Annotated in this window: 20 protein-coding genes; 12 read left to right on the forward strand and 8 right to left on the reverse strand. The window is 70.2% G+C overall.

What is annotated here, in order from left to right; all coding sequences use genetic code 11:
• Nucleotides 1-228: 228 nt before the first annotated feature.
• Nucleotides 229-1,725, reverse strand: a complete 1,497-nt coding sequence (locus FFS20_RS10675) for an aminobutyraldehyde dehydrogenase (protein ID WP_137825834.1) — start codon at nt 1,723-1,725, stop codon at nt 229-231.
• A gap of 302 nt (nt 1,726-2,027) precedes the next feature.
• Nucleotides 2,028-4,322: a phosphoribosylamine--glycine ligase gene (purD, locus tag FFS20_RS10680; RefSeq protein ID WP_137825835.1), complete on the reverse strand. Its 2,295-nt coding sequence runs from the start codon at nt 4,320-4,322 to the stop codon at nt 2,028-2,030.
• A 33-nt stretch (nt 4,323-4,355) separates the two neighbouring features.
• On the opposite strand from purD, the gene FFS20_RS10685 reads away from it, so the two are divergent.
• The 4 genes from FFS20_RS10685 to FFS20_RS10700 all read left to right on the forward strand — a co-directional run bounded on the left by FFS20_RS10685 (nt 4,356) and on the right by FFS20_RS10700 (nt 8,195).
• Nucleotides 4,356-5,381 carry an asparaginase gene (locus FFS20_RS10685; RefSeq protein ID WP_137825836.1) on the forward strand — a complete coding sequence of 342 codons (1,026 nt, stop codon included), beginning with the start codon at nt 4,356-4,358 and terminating at the stop codon, nt 5,379-5,381.
• Nucleotides 5,382-5,383: 2 nt separating this feature from the next.
• Nucleotides 5,384-5,785: a sterol carrier family protein gene (locus FFS20_RS10690; protein WP_137825837.1), complete on the forward strand. Its 402-nt coding sequence runs from the start codon at nt 5,384-5,386 to the stop codon at nt 5,783-5,785.
• Nucleotides 5,782-7,224 carry an aldehyde dehydrogenase family protein gene (locus FFS20_RS10695; protein ID WP_137825838.1) on the forward strand — a complete coding sequence of 481 codons (1,443 nt, stop codon included), beginning with the start codon at nt 5,782-5,784 and terminating at the stop codon, nt 7,222-7,224. The genes FFS20_RS10690 and FFS20_RS10695 overlap by 4 nt, the downstream gene beginning before the upstream one ends.
• Before the next feature lie 65 nt (nt 7,225-7,289).
• Nucleotides 7,290-8,195, forward strand: a complete 906-nt coding sequence (locus FFS20_RS10700) for a DMT family transporter (protein WP_137825839.1) — start codon at nt 7,290-7,292, stop codon at nt 8,193-8,195.
• 37 nt (nt 8,196-8,232) lie between these two features.
• On the opposite strand, the gene FFS20_RS10705 is transcribed toward FFS20_RS10700, so the two are convergent.
• Nucleotides 8,233-9,237 carry a universal stress protein gene (locus tag FFS20_RS10705; RefSeq protein WP_137825840.1) on the reverse strand — a complete coding sequence of 335 codons (1,005 nt, stop codon included), beginning with the start codon at nt 9,235-9,237 and terminating at the stop codon, nt 8,233-8,235.
• Between the two features lie 147 nt (nt 9,238-9,384).
• Between FFS20_RS10705 and FFS20_RS10710 the strand changes: the two genes are divergently transcribed.
• Genes FFS20_RS10710 through purM form a run of 3 tightly spaced genes read left to right on the forward strand, consistent with a single transcriptional unit; the run spans nt 9,385 to nt 12,480 of the window.
• Entirely contained in the window at nt 9,385-9,849 is a 465-nt protein-coding gene (locus FFS20_RS10710; RefSeq protein ID WP_137825841.1) for a hypothetical protein, read from the forward strand.
• Nucleotides 9,850-9,893: 44 nt separating this feature from the next.
• Nucleotides 9,894-11,375, forward strand: coding sequence for an amidophosphoribosyltransferase (gene purF / locus FFS20_RS10715; protein WP_137825842.1), 1,482 nt, complete (start codon nt 9,894-9,896; stop codon nt 11,373-11,375).
• 1 nt (nt 11,376) lies between these two features.
• The gene (purM, locus tag FFS20_RS10720) at nt 11,377-12,480 is read left to right on the forward strand and encodes a phosphoribosylformylglycinamidine cyclo-ligase (protein ID WP_137825843.1); all 1,104 of its coding nucleotides are present in this window, start codon (nt 11,377-11,379) and stop codon (nt 12,478-12,480) included.
• A gap of 78 nt (nt 12,481-12,558) precedes the next feature.
• Here purM and FFS20_RS10725 read toward each other — a convergent pair whose 3' ends face one another.
• On the reverse strand, nt 12,559-12,786 hold the full coding sequence (locus FFS20_RS10725) for a DUF3073 domain-containing protein (RefSeq protein WP_137825870.1): 228 nt from the start codon (nt 12,784-12,786) through the stop codon (nt 12,559-12,561).
• Between the two features lie 128 nt (nt 12,787-12,914).
• Between FFS20_RS10725 and FFS20_RS10730 the strand changes: the two genes are divergently transcribed.
• From FFS20_RS10730 to FFS20_RS10740, 3 genes are all read left to right on the forward strand, one after another.
• Nucleotides 12,915-13,730, forward strand: coding sequence for a hypothetical protein (locus FFS20_RS10730; RefSeq protein ID WP_137825844.1), 816 nt, complete (start codon nt 12,915-12,917; stop codon nt 13,728-13,730).
• A 202-nt stretch (nt 13,731-13,932) separates the two neighbouring features.
• Nucleotides 13,933-14,508, forward strand: a complete 576-nt coding sequence (locus FFS20_RS10735; RefSeq protein ID WP_137825845.1) for a hypothetical protein — start codon at nt 13,933-13,935, stop codon at nt 14,506-14,508.
• A 2-nt stretch (nt 14,509-14,510) separates the two neighbouring features.
• Complete coding sequence (locus FFS20_RS10740) at nt 14,511-15,416, forward strand: hypothetical protein (RefSeq protein WP_137825846.1); 906 nt, start codon at nt 14,511-14,513, stop codon at nt 15,414-15,416.
• Here the strand turns inward: FFS20_RS10740 and FFS20_RS10745 are convergent.
• The gene (locus tag FFS20_RS10745) at nt 15,337-16,272 is read right to left on the reverse strand and encodes a LysR family transcriptional regulator (protein ID WP_284711263.1); all 936 of its coding nucleotides are present in this window, start codon (nt 16,270-16,272) and stop codon (nt 15,337-15,339) included. The two genes, FFS20_RS10740 and FFS20_RS10745, sit on opposite strands and share 80 nt — an antisense overlap.
• Before the next feature lie 71 nt (nt 16,273-16,343).
• Here FFS20_RS10745 and FFS20_RS10750 point away from each other — a divergent pair, with 71 nt between their 5' ends.
• Nucleotides 16,344-17,393 carry an EamA family transporter gene (locus FFS20_RS10750; protein ID WP_137825847.1) on the forward strand — a complete coding sequence of 350 codons (1,050 nt, stop codon included), beginning with the start codon at nt 16,344-16,346 and terminating at the stop codon, nt 17,391-17,393.
• On the opposite strand, the gene FFS20_RS10755 is transcribed toward FFS20_RS10750, so the two are convergent.
• Nucleotides 17,361-18,263, reverse strand: a complete 903-nt coding sequence (locus tag FFS20_RS10755; RefSeq protein ID WP_137825848.1) for a LysR family transcriptional regulator — start codon at nt 18,261-18,263, stop codon at nt 17,361-17,363. The genes FFS20_RS10750 and FFS20_RS10755 overlap by 33 nt on opposite strands.
• A 119-nt stretch (nt 18,264-18,382) precedes the next feature.
• On the opposite strand from FFS20_RS10755, the gene FFS20_RS10760 reads away from it, so the two are divergent.
• Nucleotides 18,383-19,360 carry a DMT family transporter gene (locus tag FFS20_RS10760; protein ID WP_137825849.1) on the forward strand — a complete coding sequence of 326 codons (978 nt, stop codon included), beginning with the start codon at nt 18,383-18,385 and terminating at the stop codon, nt 19,358-19,360.
• On the opposite strand, the gene FFS20_RS10765 is transcribed toward FFS20_RS10760, so the two are convergent.
• On the reverse strand, nt 19,348-20,679 hold the full coding sequence (locus FFS20_RS10765) for a DUF418 domain-containing protein (RefSeq protein ID WP_137825850.1): 1,332 nt from the start codon (nt 20,677-20,679) through the stop codon (nt 19,348-19,350). The genes FFS20_RS10760 and FFS20_RS10765 overlap by 13 nt on opposite strands.
• 95 nt (nt 20,680-20,774) lie before the next feature.
• The gene (locus tag FFS20_RS10770; RefSeq protein ID WP_137825851.1) at nt 20,775-22,265 is read right to left on the reverse strand and encodes an NAD(P)/FAD-dependent oxidoreductase; all 1,491 of its coding nucleotides are present in this window, start codon (nt 22,263-22,265) and stop codon (nt 20,775-20,777) included.
• Between the last annotated feature and the right edge of the window lie 3 nt (nt 22,266-22,268).

The following is a 22,268-nucleotide window of genomic DNA, read 5'->3' on the forward strand; positions in this document are numbered from 1 at the left end:
CCAACTGGACCGCGTCGGCTTTGAACTCCGGCGTGAACGTCCTGCGATTCGTAGACATGATTCCCTGTCGTGCCTTCCTGGTAACGACTGTCTACGAGAAGTGTCACACCCCATGGGGGCGCAGGCGACGATGCCGTCCGCGAGGTCGGCGGTCAGTGCTGGCTGGGGGACCCAGGCGCGCCGGTGATCCGGGCGGGCAGGATCGGCTGCCGGTGCCCGGGGTGTCCATCACGTCGTGAAGATCGTGTCCTGCCACGCGTGATGCGGATCCTCATGCTGGTCGACGAAGACGTGTTTGATCTGGGTGTACTCGTCGAACGAGTACTGGCTCATGTCCTTGCCGAACCCCGAGGCCTTGTACCCGCCGTGGGGCATGTCGGAGACGATGGGGATGTGCTCGTTGATCCACACGCAGCCGGCCTCGATGTCCGCGGCCGCCCGCAGGGTGCGGTTCGTCGACCGCGTCCACGCGCTCGCCGCGAGACCGTACGGGGTGTCGTTGGCCAGCGCGATCGCCTCGTCATCGGTGTCGAAGGGGACTGCGACGAGCACAGGTCCGAAGATCTCCTCGCGCCACACCTCGGCGTCGGTGCCGATGCCGGTGATGAGCGTCGGCGCGTAGTACGCGGTCGTCTCCGGGGTCCCGGGCAGATCCTCGCCGAGGTGGTTCGTCGTCGGGATCGTCCCGCCGGTGCGGATCGTCGCCCCATGGTCCCCGGCGCGGGCGACCATGGCGGCGACCCGGTCGCGGTGGGGGAGTGAGATGAGCGAGCCCATGTCCGTGGCCGGGTCGGCGGGATCGCCGAGGCGGACGCCGCCCATGAGCTCGACGACCCGGTCGGTGAACGCCTCGAAGTGCTCGGCGGCGACGATCGCCCGGGTCGCAGCGGTGCAGTCCTGCCCGGAGTTGATGAGCGAACCGGCCACGGCGCCGCGGGCGGCTGCCTCGATGTCGGCATCGGCGAAGACGACGAGCGGGGCCTTGCCGCCGAGCTCGAGGTGGACGCGGCTGCCCTTGGCGGCGGCGAGCTCCATGATCCGCCGGCCGACCGGTGTCGACCCGGTGAAGGAGGTCATGACGACGTCGGGGTGGGTGACGAGGGTTTCGCCCGCCTCCCGGCCGTCACCGGCGATGACGTTGATGACCCCGGGCGGGAAGCCCGCTGCGGTGGCCGCCTCGGCGAGGATGAGCGAGGTGCCCGGCGTCATCTCCGAGGTCTTGAGCACGATCGTGTTGCCCGCCGCCACGGCGGGCAGGATCTTCCATGCCGCCATCTGCAGCGGGTAGTTCCATGGGGCGATCGAGCCGATGACGCCGAGGGGCTCGCGGCGGATCATCGACGTCGACTGCTCCCAGTACGTGCCCGCCGACAGCCCGGTCAGCTGTCGGGCGGCTCCGGCGAAGAAGCGCGCGTTGTCGATCGAGCCCGGGACGTCGAATTCGGTGGCGAGGCGGATCGACTTGCCGGTCTGCTGCGATTCGAGCGCGGCGATCTCGTCACTGCGCTTCTCGAGTTCCTCGGCGAGGCGCAGCAGGAGCTCGGCGCGTTCGCCGGGCGTCAGCGCCTTGAAGCCGGGGTAGGCGGCTTTCGCCGCGGCGACGGCGTCGCGGACATCGGCGGCGTCGGCGAGTGCGTACTCGCCGGTCGTCTCACCGGTGGCGGGATTGGTGAGGGTGAACGGTGCTCCGCGTCCCTCGTGGTGTTCGCCGTTCCAGTAGTGCATGCATATCGATTCCCGCCTTGTGCGTGTCGACCCGATGCCGACGGAACGTGTGGCACGGATCACTGTTGCCGATCACTGTAACGGATTTCGATGGTGAGGTCTACTAGATCCGTTGTGCGAGACAAGGCGCCCGCTGTGAACAGTGACGGTCCGCGCCGAACACCTGCGAAACCAGTGGCACCGCGCAGCTCCGGCGCCGCGTGGGCCGGCGAGGCGGCCGCGAACCGCCCCTCAACAGACTTCAGGACGCAGAGTGTCGACCGCGCGCGCCGCGGTCGACACTCTGCGCCCTGAAGTCGGGCTCAGGCGGGGAAGGTCTCGCCGGTGAGCGTTTCGAAGGCCTCGATGTAGCGTGCGCGGGTCTTCTCGACGACCTCCGCGGGCAGAGCCGGCGGGGGAGTGTCCGACGCCCGGTCCCAGCCGGACTCCGTCGTCAGCCAGTCGCGGACGAACTGCTTGTCGAAGCTCGCCTGTGCGGTGCCCGGGGCGTAGCTGTCGGCGTCCCAGAAGCGCGAGGAGTCGGGAGTGAGCACTTCGTCGGCGAGGACGATCGTGCCGTCGGGCAGGGTTCCGAACTCGAACTTCGTGTCGGCGAGCACGATGCCCCGCTCCCGGGCGATGATCTCGGCGCGCCGGTAGATCTCGAGGGTGAGGTCGCGGATCGCGCTCGCCTGCTCCTCGCCGATGGTCTCGGCGACCTCGTCGAAGGAGACGTTCTCGTCGTGGTCGCCGAGCGCGGCCTTCGTCGCCGGGGTGAAGATCGCCGGTTCGAGCCGGTCGGCCTCGTCGAGCCCGGCGGGCAGGGCGACTCCGCACACGGCGCCGGTCGCCCGGTAGTCGGTGAGCCCTGAGCCCGTGAGGTACCCGCGGGCGACGGCCTCGACGGGGATCATCGCGAGGTTGCGCACGATGAGTCCGCGTCCGCGCACCGCGTCGGGGACAGCGGAGCTGATGACGTGGTTGCCGATGACGTCAGCGAGCTGGTCGAACCACCACAGGCTCAGGCCCGTGAGCACGCGGCCCTTGTCGGGGATCTCCGAATCGAGCACCCAGTCGTAGGCCGAGATCCGGTCGGAGGCGACCATGAGGAGGCGGTCGGCCGAGGCGATGTCCGCGGCGTCCTCGGGGATGTAGAGGTCGCGGACCTTGCCCGAGTACGCGTGCGTCCACCCGGGCAGCGTCGGGGCGTCCGCGTCGAGGCCTGCAGAAGGGGCTTTGCCCGCGGCAGGAGCGGCATCCGACGACGCAACGGCACCCCCGTAGATGGGAGCGAGCGCGATCCGTCCCCGGGCGGCCGCCTCGGCGATGTCATGGCGGTGCTGCTCACCGTCCCACGAGATCTCAGCGACCGCGGCATACGCCCGGGCCCGCGCCTCGTCGAGGTCGGTTCCGAGCGCGACGACGGAGAGGACCCGCCCGCCCGCGGTGACGATGTCCCCGGTCTCGGCGACGTCCTCGGTGATGATCGTGTCCTCCGGCGCGTACCCGGCGCCGGGCCCTGTCGCGAGCGCCGTGCCGGCGTGGAGGACATCGATGCCCTCGCGCGCATCGGCGGCGTCGAGACCGCGGATGATGTCCCCGGTCGTCGGCCGGTCGGGGTAGTTCTCGGCGGCCATGACGACGGTCACCGAGGTGCGCGGATCCCAGTCGAGCTCCCCGACCTCGTCGAGACGGCCCTCGGCGGCGGCGAGCAGCGTCTGCCCGAGCGGGGTCCTCAGGCGGGCGAGGACGGACTGGGTCTCGGGGTCGCCGAAGCGGACGTTGAACTCGACGACGCGCAGGCCCTTCGAGGTCAGCGCGAGACCGCAGTAGAGGAGGCCGGAGAACGGGGTGCCGCGGCGGGCCATCTCATCGACGACCGGCTGGGCGACGGTGGTGACGATGTCGTCGACCATACCCGCAGGCGCCCACGGCAGCGGCGAGTAGGCGCCCATGCCGCCGGTGTTCGGTCCGGTGTCGCCGTCGCCGATGCGCTTGAAGTCCTGTGCCGGGGCCAGGGGGACCGTCCGGGTGCCGTCGCAGAGGACGAAGAGGGAGACCTCGGGGCCGTCGAGGTAGTCCTCGATGACGACGCGGTCGGAGACCTCGAGGCACGAGCGGGCGTGGGCGAGCGCTGCCTCCCGGTCGTCGGTGACGACGACGCCCTTGCCCGCGGCGAGACCGTCGGCCTTCACGACGAAGGGGGCGCCGAAGTCGTCGAGGGCAGCGGCCGCCTCGTCGAGGGTGTAGGCGACGACGGTCCGGGCCGTCGGCACGCCAGCAGCCTCCATGATCTCCTTCGCGAACGCCTTCGACCCCTCGAGGTGCGCGGCGGCCGCGCTCGGACCGAACACGGGGAACGAGGCCTCCCGCAGGGCGTCGGCGACACCGGCGACGAGCGGGGCCTCGGGTCCGACGACGACGAGATCGACGTCGAGGCGCTCGGCCAGCGCGGTCACCTCGGCGGCATCGGAGGCGTCGACGTCCGCGGTGTGCGCAATCGCCGCGATCCCCGGATTCCCGGGGGCGGCGATGACGGCGTCGACCTGGGGGTCGCGGCTGAGAGCAAGGACGAGGGCGTGTTCGCGGGAGCCCGACCCGATGACGAGAACCTTCACACGACCAGCCTATAAGGTCGTACGCTTGAGTGCGTGAGTCTCTCCACCTTCACGCCCGCCGAGGCGGCCTGCCTCGCCGTCGTCGAACGCAGCGGATTCGTCGAGTCACGCCACATCGGGTCCGCCGTCGTCGTCGGCCCCGACGGCGACGAACTCCTCCGCCTGGGCGCCCCGCAGGCCCCGGTGTTCACCCGCTCGAGCCTCAAACCGCTCCAGGCGCGCGCCGCGCTCTCCCTCGGCGCGCAGCTGGCAGGTCCGGCTGCCGCTCTCGCCACCGCCTCCCACCGCTCCGAGGCCGGACACGTCGCCGTCGTCGAGGAGATGCTCGCCTCCGGTGGCCTCAGCGCCGCCGACCTCCGGTGCCCGTCCGTCCATCCCGCCGACGGGGCCTACCGCCGCAGCCTCGCCGCGGCCGGCGATCCCCGCTCTCCGGTGCACTTCAACTGCTCGGGCAAGCACGCCGCGTTCCTGCTCGCCGCCCGCGCCCAGGACGCCGACACCGCGACCTACCTCGACCCGTCCCATCCCGTGCAGCAGTGCGTCGCCGAGGTGGTCGCCGACTTCGCCGGCGAGACCCCCGCCGCGGTCGGCGTCGACGGGTGCGGGGCGCCTGTGTTCGCGCTCAGCCTCACCGGCCTCGCCCGCGCCATCGGCCGGGTCGTCGGCCCCGGCGCCGACGCGGACTCTCGGACGATCACCGACGCGGTCTTCGCCGACCCGTGGGCGATCGAAGGGCACGAGCGACCGAACACGACGGTCATCGACCACCTCGGAGTCTTCGCCAAGGGCGGCGCCGAAGGGGTCATCGTCATGGCCACCCGCGACGGTCACGCCGTGGCGCTCAAATGCCTCGACGGGTCCTCACGGGCCACGGGGCTCGTCGCCCTCACCCTGCTCGACCGGGTCGGGGCGCTGTCCGACATCGCCGCGGCCGACCTCGCCGAGGTGGCGGCGGCGATCACCGACCCCGTCACCGGCGGCACGGATTCCGAGGGGCGGACAGCTGTGGTCGGCACCGTGCGGGTGAGCGAAGATGCAGCTGAAGGAGCGAGGTTCTGACGATGGCGATTCGACGACGAATAGACCCTGAACAGGGACGACGCGCACTCGAGATGTGGGTGGCCCAGGGCGATGCCGACGGCGCGCCGGCGGACCGGACGACGGTGGCGACCGCGGTGCGCTTCACCCTCGAGGAGCTCGCCTCCCGCGCCGAGGGCAACAGCGTCGAAGTCCGCGTGCCGCCCTTCGGGGTCACCCAGTGCATTCCCGGCCCCCGGCACACCCGCGGCACCCCGCCCAATGTCGTCGAGACCTCCGCCGAGGTGTGGCTCGGCCTCGTCACCGGACGGGTCGGCTTCGCCGAGGCGCTCGCCGCCGGCACGGTCGATGCCTCGGGCACACGCGCGGATCTCAGCGGCTACGTGCCGCTGTTCACGACCGCGGACCTGGAGGGACCCCGATGAGTGCGCAGATCACCCAGACGACCTCGTTCATCGGCGGCCGACATGTGCCCTCCCTGACGACGTACGCGAACATCGACCCGGCCACCGGCGACCACCTCGGCGATGTCTCCCGGGGTGGGGCCGAGGAGATCGATCGAGCGGTGACGGCCGCGGCGAAGGCCCAGCGGGAGTGGCGGCGCTCGAGTCCCGAGCAACGCTCCCGCCTCCTCGTCGCCACGGCCGCGGCGATCGGCGCCCACCGCGACGAGCTCGCCCGGATCGAATCCGAGGACACGGGCAAACCGCTCACCCAGGCCTATGCGGACGTCGACGTGTGCGCTCGCTACTTCGAGTTCTACGGGCACACGATCGAGGCCTACCACGGGCAGACGATCCCGCTGAGCGACGACATGCACGCGTACACCCGCCGTGAGCCCTACGGGGTGACCGGGCACATCGTCGCGTGGAACTACCCGCTCCAGCTCATCGGCCGGGCCGCGGCGACGAGCCTCGCCACCGGCAACTGCGCGGTGGCCAAACCCGCCGATGAGACGCCGCGCTCGACCGTGCGGCTGGCCGAGCTCATCCACTCCGTCGGCTTCCCCGCGGGCGCCTTCAACGTCGTCACCGGCCTCGGCGCCGAGGCGGGTGCGGCCCTCGCACAGCATCCCGGCATCGCGCACCTCGGGTTCGTCGGGTCGACGCAGGTGGGTGCGCAGATCGCCCACGCCGCCGCGGATCGCGTCGTGCCCACCGTCCTCGAACTCGGCGGCAAGTCCGCGAACCTCGTCTTCGCCGACGCCGACGTCGACGAGGCGATCCCCTCCCTCGTGCGCTCGATCATCCAGAACGCCGGACAGACGTGCTCGGCCGGATCCCGCCTCCTCGTCCACCAGGACATCCACGCCGAGGTCATCGAGAAGACGGCGGCGGCACTGGCCGAGGTGACGATCGGCCACGGCCTCGACGACCCGATGCTCGGCCCGCTCATCTCGACCCGGCAGCAGGAGCGCGTCGAGGGCTTCCTCTCCGACGTCGGCGCCGCCCGCATCGTCACCGGCGGCTCCCGCCCGACCGGGCTCGCCGCCGACCTGGAAGGCGGCGCGTTCATCGCCCCGACGATCGTCGACAACGTCGCCCCGGGGTCGACGATCGCCCAGCAGGAGGTGTTCGGCCCCGTCGTCGTCGCGATGACCTTCGCCGACGACGATGAGGCGGTGGCCCTGGCCAACGGAACCGACTACGGGCTCGTCTCCGCGCTGTGGACCCAGAGCCTGTCCCGGGCGCATCGGCTCGCCGCCGAGGTGGAGGCCGGGCAGGTCTTCGTCAATACCTACGGGGCCGGTGGGGGAGTCGAACTGCCCTTCGGCGGGTTCAAGAAGTCCGGCTACGGTCGCGAGAAGTCGATGGAGGCCCTCGACGAGTACACGCAGACGAAGACCGTCGTCGTCAAGCTCTGAATGGCTCTGTTCGTAGCGGCCCTGCCCGCGCGGGCTCTGCCCACCTCACGGCACTGCGGGCGCAGTTGACGCCGGGAGTCCTCGCGCTCGTCCTCGGGGCCGCGGTCGCGCACGCTCTGTGGAACCTCGCGGCGAAGACGGTGGCCGGCCGTGGCTACGCGTTCGTCCTCGCCTACCACGGCCTCAGTGCGCTTCTCCTCGCCCCGGTCGCGATCTGGCTCATCGCCTCCGGTCGTCAGTCGATCGACGGGAGCCTGCTCGCCGCGGCCCTGCTCAGCGCACTCCTCCACATCGGGTACTCGGTGTCGCTGCAGGCAGGCTACGATCATGCGCCTCTCGGCGTCGTCTACCCGAGCGCCCGCGGCATCGGGCCGGTGCTCACGATCATCGTCGCCGTCACCGTCCTCGGGGAGCGGCTGAGCGCCGTCGAGATCATCGGGGCGCTCACCGTGCTCGCCGGCATCGCCGTCGTCACCGTGCGGCCGCGTGGCGGCGTCGACCCGTCCGGCGGGGCTCAACCGTCCGGCGGGGTGGCCCGCGGTCTCGCGTGGGGTGCCCTCATCGGGACATTCATCGCCGGGTACACGCTGTGGGACGACTTCGCCGTCAACCACGTGACGACCTCGCCGCTGCTCTACTTCGCCGTCTCCGAGGCCGTCGTCGCCGGTCTCATGGGCGCCGGTCTCGTCACGCTGCCCGGCGGCCGCGCCAGACGCGCCGACCTCCGGGCCGTCGTCGGGGAGCATCGGTGGGCGCTCGTCACCGTCGCGGTGCTCTCACCCCTGGCCTATCTCCTCGTCCTCTACGCGATGCAGTCCGCGCCCGTCGCCCTCGTCGCGCCCGTGCGGGAGACCTCGATCATCATCGGCACTCTGCTCGCGTGGTGGCTCTTCGGGGAGCGGAACATCGCCGCGAAGCTCACCGGCGCCGTCATCGTCGTCGGCGGCATCGGACTCATCGCCCTCGGCTGAGCGCAGCATCGCCCTCGGCTGAGCGCAGGCGAGGGTCTCAGCCCTGGGCGGCCTTCGGGTGCTTGTCCGCCTTCGTCCGCCGCCCCACCCGGACGACTCGGGTCGGGCAGAGCGAGTGGGCGAGCACGCCCTGCGAGGTCGACCCGAGGAGGGTCGCGACGAAGCCGCCGCGCCCCCGGGAGCCGATGATCATCTGGTCGGCGGTCTGCGACGCGGACACGAGCACCTCGGTGGCCGGGGCATCGAAGACTGACCAGCGGATGTCGAGGTCGGGGAACTCGTCGCGCAGGGTCGCCACGGCGAGTTCGTCGGCCGCGGCCGCCTCGTCGTAGAGCTTCGTCAGGTGCTCTTCGCTCGGCAGCCACTCGGGGGAGAGGATGTGCGCGGCGGTGACGCCGACGATGTGGAGCGGCTTGCCGTAGAGCTGCGCCTGGACCGCGGCCTCCCGGAGCACGGGGCTGTCGGTGTCGAACGGGTCGACGCCGGCGACGATCTGACCGGTGAAGTCGGGGCGCTCCTTCGAGTCCTGCGAGGCATCGACCCGGGGACCGTCCTGCGAGGTGCGCACCGGCTGGTCGATCGGCTGGTGCTCGTCGGCGGCGGGACGATCGGGCCACGTGCTCGGGATGACGACGGTGGGGCTGTGGGCGTGCGCGGGCATCGCGAGCGCGACCGAGCCGAGCAGCCGACCGGAGAACCCGCCGTGTCCGCGGGCCCCGACGACGGCGAGATCGGCCGTCGACGAGCTGTCGATGAGGACTCCCGAGGCGTCACCGACGGCGACGATCGTCGTCACGGGCACACCCGCCTGCCGGGCCACCTCGGCGGCGGACTCGCAGAGCTGCCGGGTCGAGTCCTTGACGGAGTTGTCGAAGTCGGCCGGGTAGACGATGTCGGCGCGGCTCATGTTCATGCCGGGCACGGTGTAGGCGGCGACGAGGCGCAGCTGGGCACCGGTGAGCTTGGCGTGCTCGATCGCCCATTCGAGGGCGCAGCGGCTGTTGGCGGAACCGTCGATTCCGACGATGATCGTGTGTGACATGTCCACCCCTGTGTGTGAGAGCCCATCCGTGTCCTCCTGCCAGTCTATGGGAAGAGTCGGTCGCTGTGGGATTGTCTGGGAGCGGGTCTGCGGGGCCTCGTCTAGACTGGAGCCGATCGAACTCGCTGACCTTGCCCCAAGGAGATCATGAAGGACCAGATCGACGTCTCGGTGCGTCGCAGCCCCAAGTTCGCGGCATTCATGGCCGCCGGTGCGATCGCCGGCGTCCTCCTCGCGGGACTGCTCACCCTGGTCATCGACCCCAGCGAGGTCCCCGCCGAGTACACGGTGGCCAAGGGCGCGGGTCTGCTCCTCGTCGTCCTCGGCGTCGGCGGTCTCTTCGTCGGCGGCCTCGTCGCCCTCATCCTCGACTGGCGGGGGCGCAAGCGGGCCCGCGAGTACCGGGTCGAGGCGCAGATCGACCTCGTCGATGATCCGAAGGTCATCGCCCAGCGTCGGATCGCTGAGATGCGGGGTGAGGAGATCCCCGCCGAGGCGGCCGCGGAGACCCCTGCCGAACCGTCGTCCGCGACCCCTGCCGAACCCCTTGCCGACGACCGGCGCACCACCGGTGACCAGGGCGGCTCCACCCGCCCAACGACCGGGGCCTGAGGCGGCCGTCAGCCCCTTCGCGCGCGTGTGAGACAATTCTTTCCGTGGCAAGAGGAGACGGGCAGCTGACCCACGAAATCGACCCCCTGGACCGCGGACCGCAGGATGCCTGTGGGGTATTCGGAGTCTGGGCTCCGGGCGAGGAGATCGCCAAACTCACCTACTTCGGGCTCTACGCCCTCCAGCACCGCGGGCAGGAGTCCGCGGGCATCGCCGCGAGCAACGGCAACCAGATCCTCGTCTACCGGGACATGGGCCTCGTCTCGCAGGTGTTCCACGAACGCGACCTCGAACTCCTCCAGGGCCACATCGCCGTCGGCCACACCCGCTACTCGACGACGGGATCGCCGTCGTTCGAGAACGCGCAGCCGACGCTCGGCCCCACCCCCTTCGGCACCGTCGCGCTCGCCCACAACGGCAACCTGACGAACTTCGACGAGCTCGAGCAGCTCGCCGACTCCCGCCGCGACCACGCGAACAAGGTCGTCGCCGAGGCGACGAAGAAGCGCAGTCGCACCCGCGCCTTCCGCGACTCCTCGAACGACACCTCACTCGTCACCGAGCTCTTCGCGACCGAACAGGGCGAGGACCTCACCGACGCCGCGCTCAAGCTGCTCTGCGAAGTCGACGGGGCGTTCTCACTCGTCTTCATGGACGAGAACACCCTCTACGCCGCCCGCGACCCGCAGGGGGTCCGCCCGCTGTCGCTGGGCCGGCTGTCCAACGGCTGGGTCGTCGCCTCGGAGACTGCGGCCCTCGACATCGTCGGCGCCTCGCATGTGCGCGACGTCGAACCCGGTGAGCTCATCGCCATCGACGAGGACGGGCTGCGCTCGTTCCGCTTCGCCGAGGCGAAGCCGGCCCGCTGCGTCTTCGAGTACGTCTACCTCGCCCGCCCCGACAGCGTCCTCGACGGGCAGATCGTCCACGGCGCCCGCACGGAGATGGGGCGCAAGCTCGCCCAGGAGTTCCCCGTCGAGGCCGATCTCGTCATCGCCACCCCGGAGTCGGGCACCCCCGCCGCCGTCGGCTACGCCGAGGAGTCGGGCATCCCGTTCGGCCAGGGACTGATGAAGAACGCGTATGTCGGCCGGACGTTCATCCAGCCCTCGCAGACGCTGCGGGAGCTCGGCATCCGCCTCAAGCTCAACCCGATCCGCGAGAACATCGAGGGCAAGCGCCTCGTCGTCGTCGACGACTCGATCGTGCGCGGCAACACGCAGCGTGCGCTTGTGCGGATGCTCCGGGAGGCCGGTGCCAAGGAGATCCACATCCGCATCTCGTCTCCGCCCGTGAAGTGGCCGTGCTACTACGGCATCGACTTCGCCACCCGGGCCGAACTCATCGCCAACGGCCTGAGCACCGAGGAGATCTGCACCTCGCTCGGTGCGGACTCGCTCGGCTACATCTCGCTCGACGGGATGATCGAGGCGACGAAGCAGGAGCGCAGCCAGCTGTGCACCGCGTGCTTCTCCGGCGAGTACCCGATTCCCGTCAACACCACCCCCGCCGACAAAGGATGCTGAGTTGAGCCCAGACGAGACCGACACCGCGAAGACGACGACCTACGCCGCCGCCGGCGTCGATGTCGAGGCCGGCGACAGGGCCGTCGAGCTCATGAAGTCAGCGGTCGCCGCGACCCACAACGCCAACGTCATCGGCGGGGTCGGCGGCTTCGCGGGCCTCTTCGACGTCTCCGTGCTCAAGGACTACGAGCGCCCGCTGCTCGCCTCGTCGACCGACGGCGTCGGCACGAAGGTCGCGATCGCCCAGGCGCTGGACAAGCACGACACGATCGGCTTCGACCTCGTCGGCATGGTCGTCGACGACATCATCGTGTGCGGGGCGAAGCCGCTGTTCATGACCGACTACATCGCGTGCGGCAAGGTCGTGGCCGAGCGCATCGCCGACATCGTCCGCGGCATCGCCGAAGCGTGTGCGCAGGCCGATGTCGCCCTCGTCGGCGGTGAGACCGCGGAGCACCCTGGCCTCCTCGGCGTCGACGAATACGATGTCGCCGGGGCCGCCACGGGCGTCGTCGATGCCGACAAGCTGCTCGGACCCGACAAGGTCGAGGCCGGTGACGTCCTCATCGCGCTGCCGTCCTCGGGCATCCACTCCAACGGGTACTCCCTCGTCAGGCACATCATCGCCGAGGCGGGCTGGGACCTGGGCCGGGAGGTCCCGGAGTTCTCGCGCAGCCTCGGCGAGGAGCTCCTCGTTCCCACGCATGTCTACACGGGCGAACTCAACGCCCTCTTCACGGCGCTGCCGGGTGCCGTCCACGCCGTCTCCCACGTCACCGGCGGAGGCCTGTCGGCGAACATCGCCCGGGTGCTGCCGCCCGGTCTCGTCGCGACGATGTCACGGGACTCGTGGGAGATCCCCCCGGTCTTCACCGTCCTCGGCGACCTCGGCGGGGTGCCGCGCGCGGACCGCGAGCGGACGTGGAACCTCGGTGTCGGCATGGTGCTCGTCACCGCCGCCGATCGCGTCGACGAGGTGCTCGCGGCGAGCCCGGGATCGTGGATCCTCGGTGAGGTGCGCTCCGATGACGGTTCGCTGTCCGGGGAGCTCGACTACGTCCAGGGCGCCAAGGGCGTCGACGGCGGGGCCGCGATCCTCCGCTGAGACACATGATCCGCTGAGACACATGAGGAGGGGCGGAGACTTCACGTCTCCGCCCCTCCTCATGCGTCTGGGGTCAGCTCAGGAGCGGCGCTCCGTGTACTCGTCGTCGCCGTCTTCGTCGTCGACGTTGTACTTGTCCGCGTACTCCGAGTAATCGGGTTCGTCGTCATAGGCGTCGGTTGAGGAGGACTCATGGGAGTCCGTGCCAAGTTCCTGTTGGAGACGATTGAGATCAGTGTCGGGGCTGTAGTACTTGAGCTTCCGAGCTACCTTGATCTGCTTTGCCTTTGCGCGGCCGCGACCCACTGGCGTGACCCCCTCCGTCGTCATGTGGGGCAGCTCGCCCCAGACTAGATCTCTGCTATGCGCTTAAATCCTACCTGTTCGCGGTGGGAAGTTCCATTTCGGGAAGCGACCTTGGATAGGCTGAACCCATGTCCTACAGTCGCGAATATCTCGTCTCCCTGCGGATCTTCGAACCCACGGTGGTTCATTCCGAATTGCAAGACAGGCAGGTCGAGGACAACCGTGCGCGCATCGAAGCGCAGGTGGCGGCGGACGCGGATCAGCGCTTGATCTCGCTTCCCCCGAACCCGGTGGCCGAGTCGTTCCGCAACACCCCGATCTTCCTCCCGGCGTCTCAGACCCCGGACGGGGTGGACCGCTTCAGCCCCACCCAGGAGGACATCCGCGGGTGGGAGGCGCTCGAGTCGCTGACCGAGCACACGTCGAAGGCGACCCTTGACATCATCGCCCCGAAGTCCGCCCGACGGCGGGCGGCCGGCCACCGCGCCGAGTGGCTCCAGGACACGAAGGACACTCGCATCTTCACCCGGGTCTCGGCCTGGGACGTGCCCCCGGCATGGTGGCTCTTCTTCTCCCTCGGGGAGGACCAGGTCATCACCGAGGAGACCGAGGCCGGGATGCGGGTGCTCATCCGCACCGACATCCTCGCCGCCTCGGCGCGCATGGAGTGGGCCGCGGAGACCATCGCGGAGAAGTCGAAGGTCGTCGACATGGTCGAGCAGACCGGGGTGCTCGCGCAGTGGATCGACAGCTTCGACATGAACTCGATCCTCGAACTCGACCTCGGCGGGATGAGCGAGGTGCTGTGGCCGAACGAGGGCCCGGAGCTCGTCGACTCGTGGGTGACGGCGCTGAGCAACGACGACATCGAGTCCGCGACCGCGGCGTTCCAGAAGTACGCCGCGGCGTGGGAGCAGCTCAACCTCTACGCCCGCGGTTCGTGACCGCCCCCCTCACTTGCTGAGAAGGCCACCCTCCGGCCACCGGTGCGCCGCTTGCTGAGCGTCGATGCTGGTGCGGGACGCTACGATTGTCTCCGAGATCGCCGAGGTGTCCGCCCCGGCATCGTCTGAGCAGACCGTCCGCGCACCCAGAGTGCCGGACCGGGCGACCGACCGCGGCACGAGAGGATGAGCCCCGCAGCACATGGACGAGAAGAAGCGCCGACTCCTCACGAACACCCCGCCGGGCAGCGCGACTGAACCCGCTGACGCACCCGAGCCCGCTGACGCGACCGGGCCCGCTGACGCACCCGAGCCCGCGACCGCCTCGGCGAGGGCACCGCTGTCGCGGATCGGGACGGGGTGGCGGATCGCGGTGACCGCGGTCGCCCTCGTCATCCTCACGGCGGGGCAGTTCCTCAACACGAACGACTTCTTCCCGCTCGGCTCCCTCACCCAGTATGCGACGGCGAAGGATCTCAACGGCGAGGTCAACTCGACGTGCATCGCCGCCCGGTTCCCCGGTGAGGACGAACCGACCCGGCTCGCGTTCAACACGGCCACCGTCGGCATCGAGCGCGGTGACGTCGAGTCCCAGCTGCAGCGGGTCATCGACAATCCCGAGCTGCTCCAGACGCTCGCCGACTCCTACATCCGGCTCCATCCCGGTCAGCCCGAGCCCGAGGAGATGATCCTCTGCCGTGACACGACGCAGCTCGACAACGGCCGCAGCGTCGGCGAACCTGTGACCCGGACCCTCGCGACGTGGGAGGTGCAGTGACCATGGCCTCCTCGACCACGACCGCGACGACCGCCGGGACTCTGTCGCCGACCCTGCCCGACCACCGCAATGCCTTCCTCCGCTGGTTCATGCCGCAGGTGCCGCTGGCGCGGGTCGCGGTGTTCCGCTTCATCATCTACGTCTTCATCATCATCGACGTCCTCACGATCTCCGGTGACGTCATCCCGCACGGGTGGACGCCCGAGCTCTACCAGCCGCTGTGGCTGGCCCGGGTGCTCGGCATCCCACCGGTGAGCGTCCTCGGCGCGCAGATCCTGCTCGCCCTCATCATCACCTTCTGCGTGCTCGCCGCGATCGGGATCCTCCAGCGCACGAGCGGGATCATCGTCGCGATCACCTTCGGGGCGTGGATGTTCTACACGCAGGGCTACGGGTACGTCGCCCACGATCACATGGCGCTCGTCATCGCCGCCGTCGTCCTCCCCACGGTCGGCGTCGCGAGGTTCCGGGAGGTGGGGACCACCTCGGCGAAGGCAGGCTGGGCGCTGCGGGTCGTCCAGATCTCCGTCGTCCTCACGTACTTCTACTCGGTGCTCATGAAGTGGATCGCGTCCGGCGACATCACCGACTGGGCCAACGGCGCGGTCATCATCTGGGCGCTCATGCGCCGCGGGGCGGAATGGTCGAAGCCGTTCCTCGAGATGCCGGGACTCCTCATCGCCGCCCAGTGGGCGACGCTCGTCTTCGAGTTCCTCTCGCCGGTCGCGCTGTTCGTCAAGGGCAAGGCGATCTACTTCATCGTCGCCTTCTTCTGCCTCTTCCACCTCATGACGTACTTCGCGCTCGGGATCCACTTCCTCCCGACCGTCATCTGCTGGGCGGCGTTCCTGCCTCTGGAGAAGCTCGTCCCTCGTCGCTTCGCGTCAGCGCGTCGAGCACGCGCCTGACCGCGACGCGTTCGGCGGTGTCCGGGCGCATGACGGCGACGACCCAGCGCATCGTCGTCACCCCCGACAGCGGGACGAGGGTGAGCCCGGCGTCCCGCGGCGTCGTGAACCGGGGGAGGAGGGCGAGCTGATCGCTCGAGGCGACGATCGCCTCGATGAGCCGGTTGTCGCGGATGCGCTGGACGACGTCGAGGTCGCGGCCGGTGACGTGGGCGAGGGAGAGCAGCACCGAGTTGAACGGGTACCCGTGCGGCACCCCGACCCACGGCCAGTCGACGACATCGTCCGGGGTGAGCTCGGTCCTCCCGGCGAGCGGGTGGGCCGTGGCCATCGCGACGTCGATCGGCTCCTGCGCGAGCGGCACGACGGTGAGTCCGTCCGTGCCGGCCGGGCGGTCGGAGACGAGGCTGTGGGCGATGACGATGTCGACATCACTGGTCAGGGCCGCGAACTCGTGTTCGGCGAGGTCGACATCCGAGGTCCGCAACCGCAGACCCGGGTGCGTCCGGTGGAGTTCGCGCAGGGCGTCGGGCAGGAGGTAGGTGAGCGCGCTCGGGAGGCCGGCGAGGGTGATCTCCCCGACGGGCTCGCCGAGGTGGCCCTCCCAGTCCGCCTGCACGCGTGCGAGCGTTCGGGCGAGGTCGCGTCCGCCCGCGGCGAGCAGCCGCCCCGCCGGGGTGAGCGCGAGTCCGCGTCCGGCCGGTTCGACGAGGGCGTGCCCGAGCTCCCGGGTCGCCTGCCGCAGCTGCTGGGAGACCGCCGAGGGGGTGCGGTGCGTGACGCGCGCGACCTCGGTGACGCTGCCGCGCTCATCGAGGAGGCGGAGGAGCTCGAGGTGCCGCGGGTCGATGACCATGAAGCAATGCTACAAGGACAGTTCAGATCTTTGCGATTGTGCTCATGAATGAGCCGGCCAAGAATGGAGTCATGACGTTCCGACACTGTCTCCTCGCCGCCTCGGTGGCCGTGATGTGGGGACTGAACTTCCTCGCGATCGACCTCTCCCTCGACCAGTTCCCGCCGTTCTTCCTCGTCGCGCTGCGCTTCTCCCTCCTCGCGATTCCCGCACTCCTCTTCGTTCCCATGCCGCGGGTGCGGTTCCGGTGGATCCTCGGCTACGGGCTCGGCTTCGGCATCCTCCAGTTCGCGTTCCTCTACTGGGCGATGGCCGCCGGCATGCCCGCCGGACTCGCCTCCCTCGTCCTCCAGGCTTCGGGGCCATTCACCGTCCTCCTCGGGATGACGGTGCTGCGGGAGCGGGTGCGCGGCTCGCAGATGGCGTTCCTCCTGCTCGCGATGGCCGGACTCGGTGTCGTCGGGTGGCAGCGGCTCGACTCGAGCGCGAGCTTCCTGCCGTTCCTCCTCACGCTCGCCGGCGCCTTCGGCTGGGCGATCGGCAACATCTGCAACCGGCAGGCGCATTCGGTCGAGCCCGTGAAGTTCACGATGTGGATGTCGGTCGTCCCGCCCGTGCCCATGCTCCTCCTCGCCCTGCTCGTCGAAGGCCCTGACCGGATCGGGGCCTCTCTGACGACGCTGGCGACGCCGACCGGTCTGCTCGGCATCGCCGGGCTCGTCTACACCGTCGTCATCGCCACGGTCATCGGGTCAGGCGTGTGGTCGTGGCTGCTCTCGCGCAACCCCGCCGGCGTCGTCGCACCGTTCTCGATGCTCGTGCCCATCGTCGGCATGAGCGCGGCATGGTTCGTCTTCGGGGAGACCGTGACCGTCGGCGAGCTCTGCGGGGCAGCACTCGTCATCATCGGCGTCCTCGGCGCGGGGCTGCGGGCAGGTGCCGGGCAGCGGGCAGGTGCCGGACTGCGGGCAGCCAAGGGGACGATCGCCGAGGCGGTGCCCGATCCCGTGCCCATCGTGCCGGAATCGGCCGGCCCCGTAGCTGGTGTCGGGTCCGAGACCGAGTCACGCCGCGCGTCTGAGGCTCGTTCAGCGCGGCAGTGCACTCCCGCCGTCGAGTAGGGCATCTCTGACTGCGGCGACGGCACGGCTCGGGGTGCAGTCGTGGGTGAGAAGGGTGATGTCACGATGGGCGGCAGGGGTAAGCCGGCGGTAGACGATGTCCTCCGCATCGGCCGGGGGAGAGCTGAAGGGCAGGCAGGCGAGCCCCAGCCCCTGTGCAACGAGCGTCTTCTGCGTGTGAGGGTCGGCGACGAAGTGTCGGATGACCGGATCGACCCCGGCGGCGCGGGCGATCTGCACGAGCGCCGCGTGGTCGCGGGAGTCCCGTGCGCAGGTCGACCAGACCTCGTCGGCGACATCGCGGATGTCGACGGTCGCGTGTGCGGACGCAGGATGGTCGGCGGGCAGCGCGAGGTAGCCGCGCTCGCGGAACAGCACGGCGGCGGTGACACCGGCCGGCAGGGGCAGCGGGGCCGCGCCCCACGATTCGGCGATGACGAGATCGAGACTCCCGCGCGTCAACCGGTCGAGGTGGGCATCGGTCTCCCCGTCCTCGAGGGTGACGACGACACCGGGGTGCACCGTTCGCAGGGCGACCAGCTCAGGTGTGAGGAAGCCGCGAATCGCCGAGGCGATCGCCCCGATCCGCACCGTGCCCGAGAGATCGGCGCCGTCATCAAGATCGTTCTTCGCTTGCTGGGTCAGCTCGGCGACCTGGGCCGCGCAGTCGGCCAGGAGGCGTCCCGCGTCGGTGAGCTTGACTCCCCGCCCAGCGGCGACGACGACCGGTCGGCCGATCTCCGCCTCGATCCGACGCAGCTGCTGGGAGACGGCAGGCCCGGTGAGGTGGAGCATCTCGGCGGCGTGCGTGACCGATCCGGTGCGCGCCACCGCGTCGAGGATCCGCAGGCGGCTCCACTCGAGATCCATCGGTCGTCCCCTTCGCCTCAGTCCGTTCGCGTCGATAGTTCGACTACTAAGAAATTCCTATCATCCTAGGTAATGAATGAGAAGTAGTGCTGATCAGTCAATGAGCCTAGTGTCGAATCATGAACGACAACGGGGCACCGTCGGCCCAGGCAGACACTGAGTCGGCTCGCGGCACCGGCTGGGCGGTTGCCGCGGTGCTCAGCGGCGCGGTCTGCCTGTCCGTCTCGGCGGTCGTGGTCAAGCTTGCCGGCATCGACGCGGCGACGACGGCAGTGCTGCGCTGTGCGATCGCCATCGTCCCGCTCATTCCCCTCGCCCTGTGGGAGGGGCGCCGCAAGACTCGGCTCACGGCCCGGGGCATCGCGTGGTCGATCGCGGCGGGGGTGGCCCTCGGCATCGACTACAGCGCGTGGACGGCGTCGATCTTCCTCGTCGGCGCCGGAGTGTCGACAGTGCTCATCAACATCCAGGTCATCGTGCTCCCGCTGCTCGCGTTCCTCATCGATCGCGAACGCCCGCGGCGGCGATTCCTCGTTGCGGTGCCGCTCATGCTCGTCGGCGTCGGCCTCGTCAGCGGCCTGGGCGGCAGCGGCGGCGAAACGATCGGCGGACCGGGACCCGGCGGGATCCGCATCGATGGCGTGCTCCTCGGTCTTCTCGCCGGGCTCGGCTACGGAACCTACCTCTTCCTCAACCGCCGGGCGACGGGGACCGGTGCGCGCCTTGCGCTCCAGCCGCTCACCTGGGCGACCGGGGCGGCCGCCCTTACCTCGGCGGGCATCGCCCAGTTCTCCGGCGGACTGCAGTTCTCCGGGATCTCACCGAGGTCGTGGGGCCTTCTCATCGTCCTCGCCCTCGTCGGGCAGGTCGCGGCCTGGCTGTTCATCCACCACGGCAGCGCGCGACTGTCGGCGAGCGTGACAGCGAGTCTTCTCCTCCTTCAGCCGGTGCTCGCTCTGGCGGCAGCGGCGATCGTCCTCGGAGAGAGGTACGGACGCGACCAGCTCCTCGGTGCCGCGCTCGTCGTCGGGGCGGTGGCCGTGGTCACCGGCGCCGTTCCGCGACGCCGACCCCGGCGCCGGCCTCACCGTCCGTAGGTGAGCCGGCGCAGCACCACCTCGGCGGGGCCTTTCGCATTCTTCCTCTCCAACCACGTCGCGAGGCCGAGCGAGACGAGCCACACGCCGATGGCGAGGAGGAACGCCGGGGTCGTGTTCCACGTTTCACCGAGGCCGACACCCCACGCGGCGAGCAGCGGGGCGAAGACCACCGACTGGAGCAGGTAGAAGCTCAGCGAGCGTTTGCCGAGGTAGGCCACGGGCAGCAGCAGTCTCGGCGGGCGGTTCTGGACGCGCAGCCCGATGAGGCCGAACAGAGCCGCGTACCCGATGCCGGCGCAGGCGCCGGTGAGGGCGCCGAGACCGCCGAAGAGCTGTACGAACGCCGCGTCCTCCGGCACCCAGCCGAGGTACGCGAGAGCCCGGGGCAGCGCACCGAGGACACCGACGGGAATGCCGATCGCGGCGACGAGGCCGAGACGGGGACGGCGGACCGCCTCGGCGTCGGGTGCAATCCCCGGCACCGCCGGTCGCGGTTCGATCCACCAATGCCGGGCGGCGAGTCCGCCGAGGATGATGGCAATGGGCACGGTGAGCGCGAGCATGCCGAGCACGGTCGCCATCACCCAGACGAGGAGGCGGATGCCGATGGTCATCAGGTAGTTCGGTTCGTCAGCACCCTGGGTGAGCATGCTGCTGAGGATCGCGTTGGCGGCGACGAAGTCCTCCCCATCGGACTCAGCGGCCACCTCGGTGCCGGCCCCGCCTCCCAAGGCCAGCGCCAGTGCGACGAACCCGATCTGGGCGAGGATGAAGAGGACGAGGACGCCGGTGAGCACCCACACGGTGATGGTGAGGATGCGGTCGCGCGCGTTGACGATGAGGTAGCCGAGGACGAGCCCGCACAGGCCGTACGCGCCGAGGATGTCGCCGCCGAAGAGGAGCGCGGCGTGGACGAAGCCGAAGATGACGAGCCAGAGGTGGCGGTGCAGGAGCATCCGCGTGACCGACTGGGGGCTGTCGCCGGCGGCGGTGCGGTTGCGGGCGAACTGGACGATGCCGTAGCCGAAGAGGAACGCGAACATCGGGTAGATGCTGCCGTCGACGAAGAGGATCGTGAGCACGGACAGCACGACGTCGAGGGCAGAGTCGCTCGGCGGATGGCCGGACAGGGAGTTGACGCCCGACGTGCCCCACAGGTAGGTCGAGACATTGGCGATCCCGATGAGGCAGAGCATGAAGCCGCGGGCGAGGTCGGGGGCGAATGCGCGCCGAGGCGGTGCCGCGGTCGGTGGGGGAGCGGGGTGTGGGTGGGGCTGTGGGCTTGGCGGGATGTGCGGCTGGGGCGGATGGCTCATGCGGTGCCTAACGTGCGGGGATGGGCAGAGTCAGAGTCGTTGGAAGGGCAGGGGCAGTTGTCGGTGGTGCGGGGGTGCGGTCGTCGCCGGCGCGGCTACCGGGTGACGGTCTCCGGGGCGAGGCTCGGGGTCTCGTCGATGCCGAAGCGGTGCTTGAGCGCGCGCTGGGCGGCGAACCAGCCGTTCATGCCGTGGACGCCGGGGGCCGGTGGGGTGGCCGCGGAGCAGAGGTACGCGCCGGGCACGCCGAGGCTGTAGTTGTCCCAGTTCGTCCGCGGGCGGGCGAGCATGCGGTAGAACGTGATGATGCCGGTGGCGATGTCCCCGCCCTGGTAGTTCTGGTTGTGCTCGGCCATCTGAGAGGCGGGCACCGATCGGTAGTCGACGATCGTGTCGCGGAAGCCGGGGGCGAAGCGCTCGAGCTGCCTGATGATGTAGTCGGCGGGGTCGATCGGGCAGTCGAAGGGGACGTGGCAGTACGTCCACAGCGGCCGCAGTCCGTTCACCTCGCGGGAGGGGTCGAAGACCGTCGGGTCGGAGACGAGGCAGACGGGGTGGGCAGGCATGCGGCCGGCGACGACGTCGCCCTCGGCCTCGGCCATCTGCGCCCGGGTGCCGCCGAGGTGGACGGTGCCGGCGCGGGCGACGTTCGGGTCGGCCCAGGGGACGGGGCCGCCCAGCACGAAGTCGACCTTCGCCGCGGCGTTGCCGTGTTTGAACGCCCGCAGGGCGCGGTCGACGTGGGCGGGCAGGAGGCCGGAGAAGATCTGGGCGGCATTCAGCGCCGAGGTGTCGAGGATGTAGGCGCGGGCCGCGGGCATATCGGAGACGTGGCTGATCCGGGCGTCGGCGGTGACCCTGCCGCCGTGGGCTTCGAGGTCGGCGACGAGTTCGTCGGTGATCGCCTGCGACCCGCCGATCGGGGAGGGCCAGCCGCCGGCGTGGGCGATCGTCGCGAGCATCGTCGCCGTGGCCGCGGTGCCCATGCCCGGCAGGGGGCCGATCGCGTGGGAGCCGACACCGGTGAAGAGCGCCTGCGTGGTCTCGTGGGAGAGCGGAATGTTCCACGCGGGACTCGCCTGCGAGAGCAGCCGCATCCCGAACTTCACGATGTTCGCGACCCCGTCGACATCGCGCAGGGTCGGGGGAATCGAACGCTTGTCGCCGAGGGAGAGCCAGATCGTGTCGTCGACGCGCTCGAGGAGGGGACGGAAGAACCGGTCCCATTCCGGGCCGGCGTCGCCGAGGTGGTCGACCGTCGTCGCGAGATCGTGGAACGCCAGCGCGGCGGGCTGCCCGTCGAGCGGTTGGGCGTAGGAGATCTCCGGGGTGGTGAACTTCAGGCCGCGGGCGCGCAGGTCGAAGTCGACGAAGAAGGGGCTGGCGATCGCGAGCGGGTGGACGGCCGAGCAGATGTCGTTCGTGATGCCCGGTGCGAGCCCGAGGTCGAGGGTGCGCGCTCCGCCGCCGATCGTCGGCTGGGCCTCGAAGACCTCGACGGACAGTCCCGCCCTGGCCATCGTCACGGCGGCGGCCAAACCGTTGGGACCCGATCCGACGACAGCGACATCCAGCTCAGTGCTCATGGC

Origin of the sequence: Brevibacterium sp. 2SA, from assembly GCF_005502845.1 — a bacterium.
Lineage (GTDB): Bacteria > Actinomycetota > Actinomycetes > Actinomycetales > Brevibacteriaceae > Brevibacterium.

Excerpts from the sequence above, each read along its gene's own strand:
- FFS20_RS10675 (WP_137825834.1), bottom strand. The coding sequence starts at position 1,725 with ATGCACTACTGGAACGGCGAACACCACGAGGGACGCGGAGCACCGTTC.
- FFS20_RS10690 (WP_137825837.1), top strand. The coding sequence starts at position 5,384 with ATGGCGATTCGACGACGAATAGACCCTGAACAGGGACGACGCGCACTC.
- FFS20_RS10695 (WP_137825838.1), top strand. The coding sequence starts at position 5,782 with ATGAGTGCGCAGATCACCCAGACGACCTCGTTCATCGGCGGCCGACAT.
- FFS20_RS10705 (WP_137825840.1), bottom strand. The coding sequence starts at position 9,237 with ATGTCACACACGATCATCGTCGGAATCGACGGTTCCGCCAACAGCCGC.
- FFS20_RS10710 (WP_137825841.1), top strand. The coding sequence starts at position 9,385 with ATGAAGGACCAGATCGACGTCTCGGTGCGTCGCAGCCCCAAGTTCGCG.
- FFS20_RS10730 (WP_137825844.1), top strand. The coding sequence starts at position 12,915 with ATGTCCTACAGTCGCGAATATCTCGTCTCCCTGCGGATCTTCGAACCC.
- FFS20_RS10735 (WP_137825845.1), top strand. The coding sequence starts at position 13,933 with ATGGACGAGAAGAAGCGCCGACTCCTCACGAACACCCCGCCGGGCAGC.
- FFS20_RS10740 (WP_137825846.1), top strand. The coding sequence starts at position 14,511 with ATGGCCTCCTCGACCACGACCGCGACGACCGCCGGGACTCTGTCGCCG.
- FFS20_RS10745 (WP_284711263.1), bottom strand. The coding sequence starts at position 16,272 with ATGGTCATCGACCCGCGGCACCTCGAGCTCCTCCGCCTCCTCGATGAG.
- FFS20_RS10750 (WP_137825847.1), top strand. The coding sequence starts at position 16,344 with ATGACGTTCCGACACTGTCTCCTCGCCGCCTCGGTGGCCGTGATGTGG.
- FFS20_RS10755 (WP_137825848.1), bottom strand. The coding sequence starts at position 18,263 with ATGGATCTCGAGTGGAGCCGCCTGCGGATCCTCGACGCGGTGGCGCGC.
- FFS20_RS10760 (WP_137825849.1), top strand. The coding sequence starts at position 18,383 with ATGAACGACAACGGGGCACCGTCGGCCCAGGCAGACACTGAGTCGGCT.
- FFS20_RS10765 (WP_137825850.1), bottom strand. The coding sequence starts at position 20,679 with ATGAGCCATCCGCCCCAGCCGCACATCCCGCCAAGCCCACAGCCCCAC.
- FFS20_RS10770 (WP_137825851.1), bottom strand. The coding sequence starts at position 22,265 with ATGAGCACTGAGCTGGATGTCGCTGTCGTCGGATCGGGTCCCAACGGT.